Raw genomic sequence first — 16,746 nt, forward strand, 5'->3', positions numbered from 1 at the left:
GGCTCCTGTCCTTACACGGTGAGGAGCGGCCGGCGGCCGAGCCAGGCCGCCAACCGTCCGTAGGCGTCGGCCCCTTCGGGGGCCGGCACCGCCGGGTCGAACGGCAGCTCCTCGTCGTCGCGCTGCCCGTCGGGCAGTACGCGGTGGGCGATCTCGAGTGCGAACTCGGCCAGTTCCGGGTCGAGTTCCCACGGCCGGCCGAGGCTCTCGGACAGGTCCCAGGTGTGGGTGACGGCCTCCATGACGTACCCGGAGAGCGCGTTGCGGCCGGGTGCCTCGCCCCACGGCACGCGCACCGGGGCGTCCATCCGGGCGTCGTCCGCCCAGGCCTTCAGGACCCGCGTCCTGGCGTCGTCGTACGCGGCCGGCCAGTCTTCGTTCCCGACCTCGTCCGCGAACGGGCGTACGGCGAGCCCGTCGCCGCCCTCGCCGATCACCGCGATACGGCGGGTGCCGCCGACGATGTGCGAGAGCAGGGTCCGTACGTCGAAGTCGGCGCACGGAGTCGGAGCGCTGAGCTGTTCCGGTCGTACCGTCTTGACCAGCGCGGCGATCTGCTCGGCGGTGCGGGTGTACAGGGGGCGGGGGTCGATGGTGTGCGGGGAGTTCATGGCGTTCATGGCGGACCTCTTCCGGGTGTCGGTGTGCCCCCACGTTCGCCGCATAACCTGACAGTTTCCGTCAACATTTGCCCAGCCCTTCGGCGGGCGCGATTCTGGGGGCGTGAAGTCCGACCGCCTGCTCTCGATCCTGCTGCTCCTGCAGACCCGCGGCCGTGTCCCCGCGCGCGAACTCGCCGACCGCCTCGAGGTGTCGGTGCGAACCGTCTACCGGGACGTCGAGGCGCTGTCCGCCTCCGGTGTCCCGGTCTACGCCGAGCGCGGGCGGCACGGCGGCATCGAACTGCTCGCCGGATTCCGTACGGACGTCACGGGGCTGACCGCCGACGAGTCCCGCGCGCTGTTCATCCTGGCCGCGCAGGGCGCCCACGCCGCGCTCGGCCTGGACGCGGCGCTCGGCTCGGCGCTGCGCAAGGTGATGGCCGCGCTCCCCGCGCCGCACCGGCCCGCCGCCGAGGTCACCAGTCGCCGCATCCTGGTCGACGCGACGCGCTGGAAAGGCGGTCCGCAACCGGCTGTCGACCTGGAGGTGCTGCAGGACGCGGTCTTCAGCGACCGCCGGCTGCGGCTGCGCTACCGGCACAGCGGGGATGCCGAGCCCAGCACGTACACCGTCGACCCGTACGGGCTCGTGTCCAAGGCAGGCGTCTGGTACCTGGTCGCCGACCGGCGCGGCAGGCCCCGGCTGTTCCGTGCCGACCGGGTGCGGACGGCCACCGTTCTGCCGGACCCCGTGAAGCGGCGTCGGGGCGTCGAACTCGGTGACGTCTGGGAGGTGTTGCGGCGTCAGGTCGAGGAGCGTCCGGGCGGTCTCGATGTCACAGTTCGGGTACAGCGCTCCCGCCTCGACATGTTCCTGCGTCTCAACGCCTCCTCGCTCTCGGCGTTGCCCGAGGACGACGGCGCGGGCGAATGGGCCCTTGCCCGGCTGTCGTACGGCTTCATCGGCGAAGCCCGCACGTTGCTGGCCTTCGGGGACACGGTGGAGGTCCTGGAGCCACCGGAGGTACGGGCGGAGCTGGCGGGGGCCGCCGCTGCCATCAGCGCGGTGTACGAGGGGGATTGAGCCCCGCGCGGGGCCGTTGATCCACAGCAAGGCACAGCTTCGGCACAGCGCGGCCCAACGTGGATCTGGTGCTCTGGCCCCCGCTCATCCGGCTTTCATGAACCGGACTCGTGACCTGACTGGGAGTTACCCCAATGAATCGTCGTGCGCGACTTGTCCCCGCCGTTGCCCTGCTGGCGCTCTCGCCGCTGCTCGCGGCCTGCGGCTCGGGCGACTCCTCGTCGTCCTCGAACAGCGGCACCTCCGGCCAGAACTGTCAGCGGCCGTCCGGCATGCCGAGCGGGGGCCCGTCCGGTCGTCCCAGCGGTGCGCCGTCCGGGATGCCGTCGGCAGGCGCGTCCGGGACGCCGTCGAACATGCCGACCGGGAAGGCGCCGTCCGGCAACCCCCCGGGCATGCCGAGCGGTGGTCCCGGAGGCGGCATGGGCGGCGGTCGGGGCGGCTGTGGCGGCGGCCCCGGCGGCCGGCAGGGTCAGGGGCAGCAGGGGCAGCAGGCTGCCCAGGGCTGACCCAGGTCGGCGCTCGAAGGGGTGACGCGCTCGGTGAACGGGTGTGTCACCCCAGCCAGTTGTGGCGGCCGATGCTGATCAGCCGCATCTGGCGGCTCGTCACGCAGGCCACCCGCTCCCGGTCCTGATCGGTCCCCTCCAGCGCCTCCAGGAACGCGGAGGCCGCCATCAGCATGTGGTCGACGTACAGGCCCGCGAGCATCAGCAGATCGTCGTCGCTCCACCCCTTCGACTCGGGGTGTTCGGCCAGCGCGACCTTCACCTCCTCGGCGAACCGGGCCAGTTGCTCCCTGATCGCCTCCCGCACCGGCTGGACGCCGCCGTGCCGCTCGCGCGCGATGAAGCGCACGTGCGCCGGATATGTCTCGACATGGCGGGCGATCAGGTCGACGGCGCGCGCGATGCGTTCGTCGCTGTCCCCGGCCGCGGACACCGTGTCCTCGATCATCGGGTGCAGGCTGCCCAGTGCCTCCTCGACCAGCGCCACGCCGAGATCCGCCGTGGAGCGGAAGTGCCGGTAGAAGGCGGTCGGGGCGACTCCGACGGCGCGGGTGACCTCGCGCAGACCCAGGCTGCTCAGGCTCTGCTCCTCCAGGAGTCCCAACGCCGCGTCCAGGAGCGCCTGTCGGGTCTTCTGCTTCTGGGCCTGTCGGATGCCGAGAGTGTGACTCATACCATGCAGTTAACAACTGTTCTCTGTAATTGGAAAGCCGGGCGACGCGCTAGACTCAAGAGTCAGTGAACAAGTGTTACTACAACCGTTCACTGAGCCGTCAAGTCCCCGAAACAATCGGGCCTCACCGTCGAGGCATCGGTTCCCGGGGTCGGGACATCGAGACTTCCACGAGAGGCATCTCATGCTGTTCCTCGTCGCCGCCCTTCTGCTGCTGGGTGTCGTCATGGGCTCCGTGGCCCACGCGCCGCTGCCCGTCACCCTCGTCGTCGCCGCTGTCATCGGCATCTGGCTCGCCGTCTTCGCGGTCCGCGAGCGCCATGCCCGTCGGCGCCACACCTCCACCAACTGACCGTCGGCGTCATACCTTCACCAACCGACCGTTGGTGCCATTCGTCAACCAACCGACCGTTGGGAGCTGACCCACATCATGGAACTCACCGCTACCCCCGCCCGCCGGACCGCCGCCCGGGACGCCGACGGCATGGCCGTCGCCTCCTTCATCCTCGGCCTCCTCGGCCTCCTGGTCCTCAACGTCTTCCTGGGCCCCATCGCCATCGCCCTCGCCTCCGTCGCCCTCTGGCGCGGCACGACCCGTCGCGGCCGCGCCTTCCTCGGCCTGGGCCTCGGCATCGCCGACCTGGTCGTCCTGGTGGCCTTCATGCAGTTCGACAGCACGGTGTCCTGGAACTTCTAGGAACTTCCAGGAACGAGAGCCGGGGGTGGCGGCCGACTGCCGCTACCGCTGCCACCGCTGTGGGCAATCGTCCGCAGGCGATGGGGGTCCCCCGCTCGAGCGAAGCCGAGCGCCAGGGGGAGGGTGGGCCGTGCCGGGTGCCTCGCGAAGAGGTCCAGCCCCAGCGCCGGTCAGGCGGACACACCGCAGGGTGCGAGCCGGCCGAGCCTCACCCCGGGTGGGGGCCGAGGCCGTGCAGAGCGGGCCCGTAGAATCGGGCCCACCATGGCTTACCTCGACCACGCCGCGACCACCCCCATGCTCCCCGAGGCGGTAGAGGCACTGACCGCCCAGCTGAGCATCACGGGCAACGCCTCCTCCCTGCACGCAGCCGGCCGCCGAGCCAGGCGAACCGTCGAGGAAGCCCGCGAGACCTTGGCGGACGCCCTCGGCGCACGCCCCAGCGAGGTGGTCTTCACCTCCGGCGGCACGGAGGCCGACAACCTCGCGGTGAAGGGCCTGTACTGGTCCCGCAGGGACGTCGACCCGGCCCGCACCCGCGTCCTCGCGAGCCCCGTCGAGCACCACGCCGTCCTCGACGCCGTCCACTGGCTCGGTGAACACGAGGGCGCCACGGTCGAGTACCTGCCCGTCGACGCCTACGGCCGCGTCCACCCCGACGCCCTGCGCGAGGCCATCGCCCGCAACCCCGACGACGTCGCCCTCGCCACGGTGATGTGGGCCAACAACGAGATCGGCACCGTGCTGCCGGTCCGTGAACTGGCCGACGTCGCTGCCGAGTTCGGCGTCCCGCTGCACTCCGACGCCGTCCAGGCCTTCGGGCAGGTCCCCGTCGACTTCGCCGCCTCGGGTCTGGCCGCGATGACCGTGTCCGGCCACAAGGTCGGCGGCCCGTACGGCATCGGTGCGCTGCTGCTCGGCCGCGAGTACAGCCCCGTACCCGTGCTGCACGGTGGCGGCCAGGAGCGTCACGTCCGCTCCGGCACGCTCGACGTGCCCGCGATCGCGTCCTTCGCCGTCGCGGGTCGGCTCGCCGTCGAGCAGCGCGAGTGGTTCGCCCGCGAGATCGGCTCCCTGCGCGACGACCTGGTCGAGGCCGTACGCAAGGCCGTGCCCGACGCGATCCTCGGCGGCGACCCGGCAGCCGGAGGCCGCCTGCCCGCCAACGCGCACTTCACCTTCCCCGGCTGCGAGGGCGACTCCCTGCTGCTTCTGCTGGACGCACAGGGAATCGAGTGCTCCACGGGCTCGGCGTGCACGGCGGGCGTGGCCCAGCCCAGCCATGTCCTCCTCGCCACCGGCACCGACCCCGACCTCGCCCGCGGCACCCTCCGCTTCTCCCTCGGTCACACCTCCACGGAGGCCGACGTCGAGGCGGTGGCGAAGGCGATCGGCCCGGCGGTGGAACGGGCGCGCACGGCGGGGCTCAGTTAGGGCCTGTCTTTCGGGGGCACTCCGACTTCGGGTTGCGGCGCCTCACCACTGCCGGTGAGCGGGGCTTGGTGCGTGCAGGTGCAAGGCTGAGGAGGGAGTCGACGCGATGGGGTCCCCCCGCGCGAGCGAAGCCCAGCGTGGGGGAGTCGGCGAGTGACGACAACGCGGCAGATGAGCGTGCCGAGCCCCACGGCCCAGGCGTGATCCGAAAGACAGGCCCTGGCGCGGGGGCCGGGCCTTCGTGCCAGGGCCATCCGGCGCGAGGGTCAGGCCTTCGCCGTATGTGCTTCACGGACGAGCCGTATGTACCGGTCCCAGTCCCAGTACGGCCCGGGATCGGTGTGGTCCGTGCCCGGCACCTCCACGTGCCCGATGACGTGATCGCGGTCGACGGGGATGTCGTACCGCCCGCATATCCCGGCCGTCAGCCGCGCCGAGGCCGCGTACATCGCGTCCGTGAACGACGAGGCCCGCTCCACGAACCCCTCGTGCTCGATGCCCACACTCCGCTCGTTGTACTCCCGGTTGCCCGCGTGGAACGCCACGTCCAGCTCGCGGATCATCTGCGTGATGTGGCCGTCCTTGCGGACGATGTAGTGGGCGGCGGCGCGGTGCCCCGGGTCCTGGAAGACCTTCACCGCGCTCTTGAAGTCGCCCTGGGTGACATGGATGATCACCCGGTCTATCGCGTAGTCGTCGGGCCGGTCCGCGCGCCGCCAGTTCGCCGACGACGCCGCCACCCACTGGGCGCCACGGAAGTCGACCGCCCCCGCCACCCGCGGCTTCTCCACGCCGGGCAGCCGCCACCACAGATGTCCGAGCTCGTCCCGCGCCAGCGCGGCCGTGCCCACGGCGGCCGCCGCACCGCCGATGAGCAGCGCCCGGCGTCCGATGCGCCGGTCGCTGTCCCCGCCCTTTTTCTCCCCCATGCGATCGTCAACGGATACTCGCGGGCTCCAGTTCCCACGGCCCCGTACTCTGGAGGGGTTATGACTGAGACCTCGCAGCGCCCCCTCCGCGTCCTCGCCGCCATGTCGGGTGGAGTGGACTCCGCCGTAGCCGCCGCCCGCGCGGCGGAAGCAGGCCACGACGTGACGGGCGTACACCTCGCGCTCTCCGCCAACCCGCAATCGTTCCGGACCGGCGCGCGCGGCTGCTGCACCATCGAGGACTCGCGCGACGCCCGCCGCGCGGCGGACGTCATCGGCATCCCCTTCTACGTGTGGGACCTCGCCGAGCGCTTTCGCGAGGACGTGGTCGAGGACTTCATCGCCGAGTACGAGGCGGGACGCACCCCGAACCCGTGCCTGCGTTGCAACGAGAAGATCAAGTTCGCCGCCCTGCTCGACAAGGCGCTCGCGCTCGGCTTCGACGCGGTCTGTACCGGCCACTACGCGCAGGTGATCGTCCGCGAGGACGGCACGCGCGAGCTGCACCGCGCATCCGACATGGCCAAGGACCAGTCGTACGTCCTCGGGGTCCTCGACGACCGCCAGCTCGCCCACGCGCTGTTCCCGCTCGGCGACACGGTCACCACCAAGGACGAGATCCGCGCCGAGGCCGAGCGCCGTGGCCTCGCCGTCGCCAAGAAGCCCGACTCGCACGACATCTGCTTCATCGCCGACGGCGACACCCAGGGCTTCCTGGCGGGTCGGCTCGGCAAGTCCGAGGGCGAGATCCTCGACGAGTCCGGCGCGAAGCTGGGCACCCACGAGGGCGCGTACGGCTTCACGATCGGCCAGCGCAAGGGGCTGCGCATCGGCACCCCCGCCGCCGACGGCAAGCCGCGCTACGTCCTGGACATCTCGCCGGTCGACAACACGGTGACGGTCGGCCCCGCGGCGTCCCTCGATGTGAGCGCGCTGACGGCCATCAAGCCCCGCTGGTGCGGCGCGGCCCCGACCGGTCCCGGCACGTACACCGCCCAACTCCGGGCCCACGGTGGCGAGACGACGGTGACGGCGGAGCTCGTCGACGGCTCTCTGGAGGTCGCCTTCACGGAGCCGGTCCGCGGCGTCGCCCCCGGCCAGGCGATCGTCCTGTACGAGGGCACGCGTGTGGTCGGCTCGGCGACGATCGCGACGACCACGCGCGCGAAGGCGGCCGTCTAGTACTACAGCCGGACTTCCGCGTTCGCGCAGGTCAGCGGCGTCACCGAAGGCATTCAGAACTGACCATTCGTCAGCTGCAAGGTCACTCTCGCGACGCTCACCAGGCAGAATCCCGGCCCGCCGACTCGGAACGCGAGTGCTGTCGGCGACGGCCCGCGCGAAGTCCGGCTGTAGTACTAGCCGGCCTCTCCGGCCTCTCCGGCCTGCTCCGCCGGCTTCGTCGGACTCCTGCGCCGGGCGGCCTCGCCGAAGAACTCCTTCAGGAGCGGCGCGAGGGCCTGCGGGTCCACCATGTGTGTCTGGCCGTCCAGCATGCGGTATGCCCCCTCGGGCACCGTGTCCGCGACGGCACGGGCCGCCTCACGCAGCCACTCGGGGCTCGCGCCACCGGCGAGGGAGAGCACCGGCACGGTGACCGAGGCCAGCAGGTCCCGGGGCACCAGGCCGTCGCCCATCGCCGCGTTGTCGTACGCCAGCGTGGGTGCGATCGTCTCCATGTGCGGCCAGGCCGGGGACTGGCGGGCCCCCGCGATCATCTCCGGGGGAGTGCCGACGAGCGCCATGAAGAGCTCGACTGCATCCCCGCGCCGGTCCTCGCCGAGGAGCTCGGTCAGCCGCTGCGTGTACTCCCGGCGCTCCCTGCCACCGCCCTCGTCGACGGCGAACGGCGTTTCGTAGACGGCGACTTTGCTCACGGGCAGCCCGCTCGCCGCCGCCTGAAGGGCCAGTGCGCCGCCCGACGAGATGCCGTAGAGCGCCGCGCTTCCCCCGGACGCCTCGATCAGGGCCGCGATGTCCTCGACCTCACGGGCCACCGCGAAGGGCGCGGTGTCGCCGCTGTCGCCGCGCCCCCGCCGGTCGTACGTGACGGCGCCGAAGCGGTCGGACAGGGCCACCGCCAGGGGCGCCAGCGTGGCGCCCGTGCACATGGCGCCGCCGACCAGGACGACCGCCGGGCCGTCACCGTGACGTTCGTACGCGATGGGAGTCCCGTCGCGCGAGATGGTCTTCTTGTCCATGACGGTGAAGACTGCCGCGCGCGCCGGAACTCATCGGTCTGGAATCGTCGGTCAGGCCACTTCCACTTCGTAGAAGCAGAGGTGGTCCTTGATCTGCGCGACATCCGGCTTGGGCTCGGGGTAGTACCAGACCAGGTCCGGCGCGTCGGGCAGCGACCAGTAGGAGGCCGTTCCCTTGAACGGGCAGTACGTGTGGGTGTCCGAGGGTGTCAGCAGGTCGAGTCGGACGTCCTCGGGCGGCAGGTAGTACCGCACGGGAAGGCCCGTCTCACGCAGCAGCAGAGGGCGGCGGCTCTCGGCGAGGACCTGCCCGTCGTGCACCACGCGGACCTGCTCCGAACCCTGCTCGATCGTGATCGTGTGTCCATCAGCCATACCTGGACAGCACCGCCGGGACGGTAGTTCTTCCCCCGTACGGTAAGTGCATGAATATCTGCGCCTTCCTTTCCGCCGCCGACCTCGACGACCGTTACACACGCCCCGCCCGCGACTTCGCCGAACTCCTCGGCAAGGGGGGCCACACGCTGGTGTGGGGCGGTTCGGACGTCGGTCTGATGAAGGTGGTCGCCGACGGTGTGCAGGAGGCGGGCGGGCGGCTGCTGGGCGTCTCGGTGGACTTCCTGGCGGCCAAGGCCCGCACCGGCGCCGACGAGATGGTCATCGCGCGTGACCTCGCCGTGGGGGTCCCCCCACGCCCTTAAGGCAGTGGGGGAGCAAGGCGCTGCTTCTGGAGAAGGCCGATGCCGTCGTGATCATGGTGGGCGGCACCGGGACGCTGGACGAGGCGACCGAGATCCTGGAGCTGAAGAAGCACGGGAAGACGGAGAAGCCGGTCGTCCTGCTCAACACGGCGGGCTTCTACGACGGCCTGAAGGCGCAGTTCCGGCGCATGGAGGACGAGGGTTTTCTGCCCAGGCCCCTCACCGACCTGGTCTTCTTCGCCGAGGAGCCGGTGGGCGCGCTGGCCTACCTGGAGGAGAGTCACGGCACCCAGTGATGCGAGCATGGCGGGCATGGCTACACATGTGATCACCGGGGCGGGTTCCGGCATCGGCGCGGCTCTCGCCCGCCGCCTTCACGCGCGCGGGGACGAACTCGTGCTGCACGCGCGCGACGCCGGCCGCGCGAAGGAGCTGGCGACCGAGTTCCCCGGGGCGAAGACCCTGGTGGGCGACCTGGCGGACCCGGACAGGCTCTCCTGGGCGTTCTCGCACCAGACGCTCCCCGACCGCGTCGACTCCCTTCTGCACATCGCGGGCGTCGTCGACCTGGGCCCGGTCGGCGAGCTGACCCCGAAGGCCTGGCGCCATCAGCTCAACGTCAACCTGATCGCCCCCGCCGAGCTGACCCGCCACTTCCTGCCCCAACTCCGCGTCGCCCAGGGCCACGTGATCTTCGTCAACTCCGGTGCCGGCCTCAGCGCCCACGCCGACTGGTCCGCGTACGCCGCCTCCAAGCACGGCCTGAAGGCCCTGGCGGACTCTCTCCGCCACGAGGAACACGCGAACGGTGTCCGCGTCACCTCCGTCTACCCGGGCCGCACGGCAAGCCCCATGCAGGCCAAGGTCCACCAGCAGGAGGGCAAGCCGTACGACGCCTCGAAGTGGATCGACCCGGAGTCCGTGGCGACCACGATCCTGATGGCCATCGACCTGCCGCGCGACGCGGAGGTCAACGACCTGACGGTGCGACCGGGGCGGTGACGCTGTGGTGGATGGACGAAGGGACGGGCGGTGACGAGATCCGCACGTGGCTGGAGGAGGCCTGGGGGCGCACCGAGGCCGCGGTGATCCTGCAGCACGGGGACGACGGCGGCCCGCTCGCCGAGCGCCCGGTCCTGGGTGAGGTCTTCGACCGGGACGGCCTCGCGGAACTACGGGCGAACCTTGGCTGACGCGGCACTAGGAACGGTTACGTACGCTTCCGGGGTGAGCGAAAACAGCGAGTTCAGGTTCGGTCCGGCCACCGGGGTCGGGTCCATGCCCGGTGGGGATGCCCGGGAGGCCGCCAAGACGGTCACGGGGTCCTTCGAGGACTTCCCGTATCTGCCCGAGCTGCCCGCCCGCGGGCCCGGCGCGGACATGATCGGGCGGACCGCCGGGATGCTGGTCGAACTGTACGCGCGCGTGGAGCCCAGCGGCTGGCGGATCGGGGACCGGCCCGGGCGGGACACCAAGCGGGCCAGGTCGTGGCTGGGCGAGGACCTCGACGCGCTGGAGGAGTTCACGCAGGGGTACGAGGGACCGCTGAAGGTGCAGGCCGTCGGTCCGTGGACGCTCGCCGCCGCGCTGGAGTTGAGGAACGGCGAGGTGGCCCTCTCCGACGCCGGTGCGTGCCGGGACCTCACCGGGTCGCTCGCCGAGGGACTGCGCCTGCATCTCGACGAGGTGCGCCGGCGCGTGCCCGGCGCCCAGGTCGTCCTCCAGCTCGACGAGCCGTCCCTCATCGCCGTACTGCGCGGGCAGGTCAAATCCGCCAGCGGCTATCGCACGCACCGCGCCGTCGACCGGCAGCTCGTCGAGTCCACGCTCCGCGACGTCGTCGGGGTTCACGGTGAAGGCCCGGTCGTGGTCCACTCATGCGCACCGGACGTGCCGTTCGCTCTCCTGCGCCGGGCGGGCGCGGCGGCGATCTCCTTCGACTTCTCACTCCTCACCGAGCGTGACGACGACGCGATCGGTGAGGCCGTGGAAGGCGGTACGCGGCTCTTCGCCGGTGTCGTCCCCGGCGTGGACGGCCCGTTGTCAGACCCTGCCGGTAGCGTCATGGGTGTCAGGACGCTGTGGCGCAGGCTGGGGCTGCATCCGGGACTTCTCGCGGAGGCGGTCACGGTCACTCCGTCGTGCGGGCTCGCGGGGGCTTCCCCCGACTTCGCACGCAAGGCACTCGCCCACTGCGTCCGGGCGGCGAGATCCCTCGCGGACAACCCAGAGTAACGGGAGGACAACACGGTGGCCGGCGACAAGCAAGCGGAGACGACGGTGCCCGCCGAGGCACGGGAGAAGCACGCGCAGCTCGCTGAGCAGATCGAGGAGCACCGCTTCCGGTACTACGTGAAGGACGCCCCGGTCATCAGTGACGCGGAGTTCGACAAGCTCCTGCGTTCCCTGGAGGCGCTGGAGGGGGAGTACCCCGAGCTGCGCACTCCCGACTCGCCGACCCAGAAGGTCGCGGGGGCGTACGCGACGGAGTTCACGGCCGTCCAGCACCGCTCGCGCATGCTCTCCCTCGACAACGCCTTCAGCGACCTGGAGCTGGCCGCCTGGGCCGAGCGCGTCGCCAAGGAAGTGGGCACCTCCGACCACCACTTCCTGTGCGAGTTGAAGGTCGACGGCCTCGCGGTCAACCTCACCTACGAGCACGGCCGCCTCACCCGCGCGGCGACCCGCGGCGACGGCCGCACAGGCGAGGACATCACCCCCAATGTCCGTACGGTCGCGGAGATTCCGGACCGTCTGAAGGGCGACCGCGTCCCGGACCTCGTGGAGATCCGCGGCGAGGTCTACTTCCCGATGGAGAAGTTCGAGGAGCTCAACGCCCGCCTGGTGGAGGCCGGCGACAAGCCCTTCGCCAACCCGCGCAACGCGGCGGCGGGTTCCCTGCGCCAGAAGGACCCGCGCGTCACCGCGACCCGCCCGCTGCACATGGTCGTCCACGGCATCGGAGCCCTGGAAGGTTTCGAGGGCCTCACCCGTCTCTCCGAGGCGTACGAGTTGCTGCACTCGTGGGGCCTGCCGACCACGCGGTACGCCAAGGTCGTCGACGACCTCGAGGGCGTACGGGAGTTCATCGCGTACTACGGGGAGAACCGCCACTCCGTGGAGCACGAGATCGACGGCGTGGTCGTCAAGCTCGACGAGATCCCGCTCCAGGGACGGCTCGGCTCCACCTCGCGCGCGCCGCGCTGGGCGATCGCCTGGAAGTACGCGCCCGAGGAGGTCAACACCAAGCTGATCAACATCCGCGTCGGCGTGGGGCGTACGGGCCGGGTCACGCCGTACGCACAGGTCGAACCGGTCACGGTCGCGGGCTCCGAGGTCGAGTTCGCCACCCTGCACAACCAGGACGTGGTGAAGGCCAAGGGTGTCCTCATCGGCGACACGGTCGTGCTGCGCAAGGCCGGTGACGTCATCCCCGAGATCCTCGGCCCGGTCGTCGACCTGCGCGACGGCAGCGAGCAGGAGTTCGTGATGCCGGCCGAATGCCCCGAGTGCGGTACGGCACTGCGGCCCATGAAGGAGGGCGACGTCGACCTGCGCTGCCCGAACGCGCGCGCGTGCCCGGCTCAGTTGCGCGAGCGGCTCTTCTACCTCGCGGGCCGCAAGGCACTGGACATCGAGCAGTTCGGGTACGTCGCCGCGGCGGCCCTCACCAAGCCGCTGGAGCCGGCCGAGCCGCCGCTGATGGACGAGGGCGATCTCTTCGACCTCACCATCGAGCAGTTGCTGCCCATCAAGGCATACGTCCTCGACCAGGACAGCGGTCTGCCCAAGCGCGACCCGAAGACCGGCGAGGAGAAGATCGCCACGGTCTTCGCCAACCAGCAGGGCGAGCCCAAGAAGAACGCGATCGCGATGCTGGACAACATCGCGGCCGCCAAGGACCGTCCGCTCGCCCGCATCCTCACGGGTCTGTCGATCCGTCATGTCGGGCCGGTCGCGGCCGAGGCGCTGGCGCGCGAGTTCCGCTCCATCGACAGGATCGAGCAGGCCACCGAGGAGGAGCTCGCCACCACCGAGGGCGTGGGACCGATCATCGCGGCCTCGCTCAAGGAGTGGTTCGCCGAGGACTGGCACCGCGAGATCCTCCGCAAGTGGCGGGCCGCCGGGGTGCGGATGGAGGAGGAAGGCGCCGGCGAGGACGAGGGGCCGCGCCCGCTCGAAGGGCTCACCGTCGTCGTCACCGGCACACTCGAACACCACACGCGGGACGGCGCGAAAGAGGCTCTGCAGAGCCGGGGAGCGAAAGTGACCGGTTCTGTCTCAAAGAAGACCTCTTTCGTCGTGGTGGGCGACAACCCTGGTTCGAAGTACGACAAGGCAATGCAGTTGAAGGTTCCGGTTCTGAACGAGGAGGGCTTCGCCGTCCTGCTCGAACAAGGGCCGGACGCAGCGGCGGAAGTCGCGCTTCCGATCGAGGAGTAGCGGTTGAAGGCCACCCGTTCGGCGCATATCAGATGCATACGGGTGGCCGGGTCGCATTCGGGCAACCGTCGACGACCGCTGCCCGTGGAAGCCTTCTGCGGCCTACTGTTGAGGTGTGCGCCTGCCGTGCCCATCTGCGGTTGGGGCATCCCCTGCTCTTCGAGAGCCAGGGGAAGGGTTTTCAGACGCGGCGCCGTTGGCAGTTGTCGCCGTCAACGGACCGCGTGGCGTGGGCACCGCCGGCTGTGAGAGGGACGGGAATGGAACCGACCGAGAGCGCCGCCCCCGACTCACGGCTGCGCCTGCGCCGGATGACCGGCGCATGGATGGCCGGCCTCCGGACAGGGCGGCCTTCGGAGCACGCCGGCACGGACGGGCCGGGCTCCGCATCCCTCACGGCACCCACCGCTCCCGGCGTCGGCAGGCTCACTGCCGAGCGCGGCGCCCTCATGCCCGGCCACGATCCCGAACGGCACGTGTCCTGGCCGGCGCTGCCCGCGGCGGTCGTCGCGGCGGCCGGGTTCGTCCTGGGCGCCGGCTTCTACCGGGCGTTCAGGGGCGACCACGCGCTCTTCCCGTCGGGCACCGTCGGCTGGTCGCTGGCCGTGCTGACCGGCGTCATCGTCGGCCACCTGGTGGCCCTCGGCAGGGCCCGCTGGTGGGGCGGCACCGGCTCCGGCGCGGCGCTCACGCTCGCGGTCCTGCTGCTGTACGGCTGGGTGCCTGCGGGAATGGTCAGTCTGACCGTCGTCGTCCTGGTCGGCATCGCGCGCCGCAACCGCTGGCGCCAAGGTGTGCTGCACGGCGCGGTCGACATCCTCGGCATCGGCGCCGGAGCGCTGGTCCTGGCCGCGTGCGGGCGGTTCCCGTCCGTCGAGACGCCCTGGAACCCGGAGACCTGGACGTTCGCCGCCGCTCCCGAGGTGGCGCTGGTCGCGGCCGCGTATCTCGCGGTGACCCGCGCCCTGCTCTGGTACCTGCACGCGCCGCGGACCGGCGGTCTGCCCACCGTCGCCCGTACGGCGCTGGTCAGACAGGGGCTCCTCGCGGTCGCGCTGCTCGGGATCGCGCCGCTGCTCTGCGTGGTCGCCATCGCGCTGCCGATCCTGCTGCCGCTGTTCTCGATACCCCTGATCGCCCTCGACTCCACGCTGTGGATCGCCCGCGCGCGGGCGGAGGAGCAGCTGCGCGACCCGCTGACCGGGCTGCCCAACCGGCAGTGGCTGCTCGAACGCACCTGGACGGCCCTGGATGATGCCGAGCGCATTGGTGCGCGTTCCGCGCTGATGCTGATCGACCTCGACCGTTTCCGTTCGGTGAATGACACGCTGGGGCATCTCGCGGGCGACCGACTGCTCCTCCAAATAGCCGACCGGCTGCGGCTGGCCCTGCCGCGCGGGGCGGAGGCCGCGCGGCTCGGCGGGGACGAGTTCGCCGTCTTACTGCCGGTCGCCGACTCCACCACGTCGGCCACCCGGGTCGCCCGCAGCCTCGTCGCCGCGCTCGGCTCGCCGCTCGACCTGGACGGGCTCACCCTCGTCCTGGAGGCCAGCGCCGGGCTCGCCGTCTTCCCCGACCACGCGCTGGACGCGGAGGGGCTGCTGCGGCGGGCGGACGTGGCGATGTATCAGGCGAAGCGGGACCGTACAGGGGTGGAGGTGTACGAGTCCAAGCGGGACTCGAACACCCCCGACCGGCTCGGTCTGCTCGGTGATCTGCGCCGGGCCCTCGACGCCGGGGACGTCGAACTGCACTACCAGCCGAAGGTCCGCTTCGACGGACAGGTGGCCGGCCTCGAGGCGCTGGTCCGCTGGGTGCATCCCGAGCGCGGCAAGGTGCCGCCGGACGAGTTCATCGCCATCGCCGAGTCGTCCGGGCTGATGCCCCACCTCACCGAGTACGTGCTGGAGACGGCGCTCGGACAGGTCGCGCGCTGGCGGGCGCAGGGCCTGTACGTGCCGGTCGCGGTGAACGTGTCGCCGCGCGATGTGCACACCCCCGGGTTCGCCGGCGCGGTCGCCGCGCGGCTCGCCCGGCACGGGGTTCCCGCCGGGGCGTTGCAACTGGAGATAACGGAGCACGTACTCCTGGAGGACCCGCAGCGGGCCGCGGACACCCTGGCCGGCCTGACCGGGCACGGGGTGAAGATGTCGCTGGACGACTTCGGTACGGGGTACTCCTCGCTCGTTCATCTGCGCCGGCTGCCGGTCAGTGAGCTGAAGATCGACCGCTCGTTCGTCGCACGGCTCGCCGTGGACACGGAGGACGCGGAGATCGTGCGCTGCACGGTCGACCTTGCGCACTCGCTCGGGCTGCTCGTCGTCGCCGAGGGTGTCGAGGACGACGAGACGTGGGAGCGGTTGCGGGACCTCGGCTGTGACGCGGTGCAGGGGTGGCTGGTCGCCGCCGCGATGCCCGCCGAGGAGACCACGGCGTGGCTTCGCGCCCGGGGATCGCGGGGGTGGCAGCGGCCGCGGGCTGCGCTGCCGGCCGCGGAGTAGGTCCTACGGTTCGTTGTCGGACGCGGGTGTGGGGGTTCGCTCGTCTCTCCCGCCCACGCACCGCCCGAAACTGTCACCCGACAAGTGGAACTCTCCTGCCGGGCTTCCGCGCCGTCGGCGGCTGCCGGTAGCGGGCAGAACTGCAGCGCCCCGAAGGGGCGCGGGGAACTGCGCGCCCAGCCACGGACGGTCCGCAGCGTCCGGACGCCGGGCCGTCGGGCACTCACGGACCAGCCGCGGTAGGTGCGCAGCGTCCCTACGTCGGGGCCCTCGGGCGCGCGCGGACCAGTTGCAGCCGGCCTGCAGCGTCCGTACGTCGGAGCCGTCCGGCGCGTCCGGGCCGGCCACGGACGGCCCGCAGTTTCGGAGGGCGGGACCGCCAGGTATCTGCCGACCGGGCACAGCAGGCCCGCAGCTTCCGTACGTCCGGGCCGTCGGGCGCCTGCGGACCTGGCAGAGGCGGCCCGCAGGCGCTGGATCGGGGTGTCCTTGGTGGCGTGCAGGGGCGGGCGCCGACGCTGGGGAGGCCCCGGAGGTGACGTCCACTTGTCGGGTAGGAGTCACGGGCGGTGAGCGCGTGGGCGAGCCCCGGACGAAACCCGTGCGCGGGCATCCGTACCGGCGCCATAGGATTGGGCCCAAACCACACTCACTCACCCCAGAGGATCGCTGCATGCCTGGCATCACGCGCGAGGAGGTCGCCCACCTCGCACGGCTGGCGCGTCTGGAGCTGAAGGGCGAAGAGCTCGACCACTTCGCAGGCCAGCTCGACGACATCATCGGCGCGGTCGCCCGCGTCAGCGAGGTCGCCGACCAAGACGTACCGCCGACCTCTCATCCGCTGCCGCTGACGAACGTCATGCGCGCGGACGAGGTCCGTCCGTCGCTCACCCCCGAGCAGGCGCTCTCCGGCGCCCCGGCCCAGGAGCAGCAGCGTTTCAAGGTGCCGCAGATCCTGGGGGAGGACTAATC

17 protein-coding genes and 1 pseudogene are annotated in these 16,746 nt (G+C 71.3%); 12 read left to right on the forward strand and 6 right to left on the reverse strand.

Annotation, left to right across the window (positions count from 1 at the left end; translation table 11 throughout):
- Nucleotides 1–11: 11 nt before the first annotated feature.
- Nucleotides 12–611: a TIGR03086 family metal-binding protein gene (locus OG390_RS35855; RefSeq protein WP_406178051.1), complete on the reverse strand. Its 600-nt coding sequence runs from the start codon at nt 609–611 to the stop codon at nt 12–14.
- A gap of 112 nt (nt 612–723) precedes the next feature.
- On the opposite strand from OG390_RS35855, the gene OG390_RS35860 reads away from it, so the two are divergent.
- On the forward strand, nt 724–1,686 hold the full coding sequence (locus tag OG390_RS35860) for a helix-turn-helix transcriptional regulator (RefSeq protein ID WP_406173667.1): 963 nt from the start codon (nt 724–726) through the stop codon (nt 1,684–1,686).
- Nucleotides 1,687–1,942: 256 nt separating this feature from the next.
- On the opposite strand, the gene OG390_RS35865 is transcribed toward OG390_RS35860, so the two are convergent.
- The gene (locus OG390_RS35865; protein ID WP_406173668.1) at nt 1,943–2,083 is read right to left on the reverse strand and encodes a hypothetical protein; all 141 of its coding nucleotides are present in this window, start codon (nt 2,081–2,083) and stop codon (nt 1,943–1,945) included.
- 158 nt (nt 2,084–2,241) lie between these two features.
- Nucleotides 2,242–2,868: a TetR family transcriptional regulator gene (locus tag OG390_RS35870; RefSeq protein ID WP_406173670.1), complete on the reverse strand. Its 627-nt coding sequence runs from the start codon at nt 2,866–2,868 to the stop codon at nt 2,242–2,244.
- Between the two features lie 184 nt (nt 2,869–3,052).
- Between OG390_RS35870 and OG390_RS35875 the strand changes: the two genes are divergently transcribed.
- The 3 genes from OG390_RS35875 (at nt 3,053) to OG390_RS35885 (ending at nt 4,999) form a co-directional block, all read left to right on the forward strand.
- Nucleotides 3,053–3,220, forward strand: a complete 168-nt coding sequence (locus OG390_RS35875; protein WP_399081309.1) for a hypothetical protein — start codon at nt 3,053–3,055, stop codon at nt 3,218–3,220.
- A 78-nt stretch (nt 3,221–3,298) separates the two neighbouring features.
- Nucleotides 3,299–3,565, forward strand: a complete 267-nt coding sequence (locus OG390_RS35880; RefSeq protein WP_406173672.1) for a DUF4190 domain-containing protein — start codon at nt 3,299–3,301, stop codon at nt 3,563–3,565.
- A 264-nt stretch (nt 3,566–3,829) separates the two neighbouring features.
- The gene (locus OG390_RS35885) at nt 3,830–4,999 is read left to right on the forward strand and encodes a cysteine desulfurase family protein (RefSeq protein ID WP_406173674.1); all 1,170 of its coding nucleotides are present in this window, start codon (nt 3,830–3,832) and stop codon (nt 4,997–4,999) included.
- 266 nt (nt 5,000–5,265) lie between these two features.
- On the opposite strand, the gene OG390_RS35890 is transcribed toward OG390_RS35885, so the two are convergent.
- Entirely contained in the window at nt 5,266–5,928 is a 663-nt protein-coding gene (locus OG390_RS35890; RefSeq protein ID WP_406173676.1) for an N-acetylmuramoyl-L-alanine amidase, read from the reverse strand.
- A gap of 60 nt (nt 5,929–5,988) precedes the next feature.
- Between OG390_RS35890 and mnmA the strand changes: the two genes are divergently transcribed.
- Entirely contained in the window at nt 5,989–7,110 is a 1,122-nt protein-coding gene (mnmA, locus tag OG390_RS35895; RefSeq protein ID WP_406173678.1) for a tRNA 2-thiouridine(34) synthase MnmA, read from the forward strand.
- A 176-nt stretch (nt 7,111–7,286) separates the two neighbouring features.
- Here the strand turns inward: mnmA and OG390_RS35900 are convergent, their stop codons facing one another.
- Entirely contained in the window at nt 7,287–8,129 is an 843-nt protein-coding gene (locus OG390_RS35900) for an alpha/beta fold hydrolase (RefSeq protein WP_406173679.1), read from the reverse strand.
- Nucleotides 8,130–8,180: 51 nt separating this feature from the next.
- Nucleotides 8,181–8,504, reverse strand: a complete 324-nt coding sequence (locus OG390_RS35905) for a DUF427 domain-containing protein (RefSeq protein WP_406173680.1) — start codon at nt 8,502–8,504, stop codon at nt 8,181–8,183.
- Between the two features lie 50 nt (nt 8,505–8,554).
- On the opposite strand from OG390_RS35905, the pseudogene OG390_RS35910 reads away from it, so the two are divergent.
- The 7 genes and pseudogenes from OG390_RS35910 to gatC all read left to right on the forward strand — a co-directional run bounded on the left by OG390_RS35910 (nt 8,555) and on the right by gatC (nt 16,744).
- Nucleotides 8,555–9,126 (forward strand): annotated as a pseudogene (locus OG390_RS35910) (LOG family protein).
- Between the two features lie 7 nt (nt 9,127–9,133).
- A complete protein-coding gene (locus OG390_RS35915) occupies nt 9,134–9,832 on the forward strand; it encodes an SDR family oxidoreductase (protein ID WP_406173682.1) in 699 nt (232 codons plus the stop codon).
- 11 nt (nt 9,833–9,843) lie between these two features.
- Entirely contained in the window at nt 9,844–10,023 is a 180-nt protein-coding gene (locus OG390_RS35920) for a hypothetical protein (protein WP_406173684.1), read from the forward strand.
- 34 nt (nt 10,024–10,057) lie between these two features.
- Complete coding sequence (locus OG390_RS35925; protein WP_406173686.1) at nt 10,058–11,065, forward strand: methionine synthase; 1,008 nt, start codon at nt 10,058–10,060, stop codon at nt 11,063–11,065.
- Between the two features lie 15 nt (nt 11,066–11,080).
- Nucleotides 11,081–13,273 (forward strand): NAD-dependent DNA ligase LigA, encoded by a 2,193-nt coding sequence (gene ligA, locus OG390_RS35930; protein WP_406173688.1) that lies wholly within the window; start codon nt 11,081–11,083, stop codon nt 13,271–13,273.
- Between the two features lie 449 nt (nt 13,274–13,722).
- Nucleotides 13,723–15,774 (forward strand): putative bifunctional diguanylate cyclase/phosphodiesterase, encoded by a 2,052-nt coding sequence (locus tag OG390_RS35935; RefSeq protein ID WP_406178053.1) that lies wholly within the window; start codon nt 13,723–13,725, stop codon nt 15,772–15,774.
- Between the two features lie 673 nt (nt 15,775–16,447).
- Nucleotides 16,448–16,744, forward strand: a complete 297-nt coding sequence (gene gatC / locus OG390_RS35940) for an Asp-tRNA(Asn)/Glu-tRNA(Gln) amidotransferase subunit GatC (protein WP_015036350.1) — start codon at nt 16,448–16,450, stop codon at nt 16,742–16,744.
- Nucleotides 16,745–16,746: the final 2 nt, after the last annotated feature.

Source organism: Streptomyces sp. NBC_00996, from assembly GCF_045162675.1.
Lineage (GTDB): Bacteria > Actinomycetota > Actinomycetes > Streptomycetales > Streptomycetaceae > Streptomyces.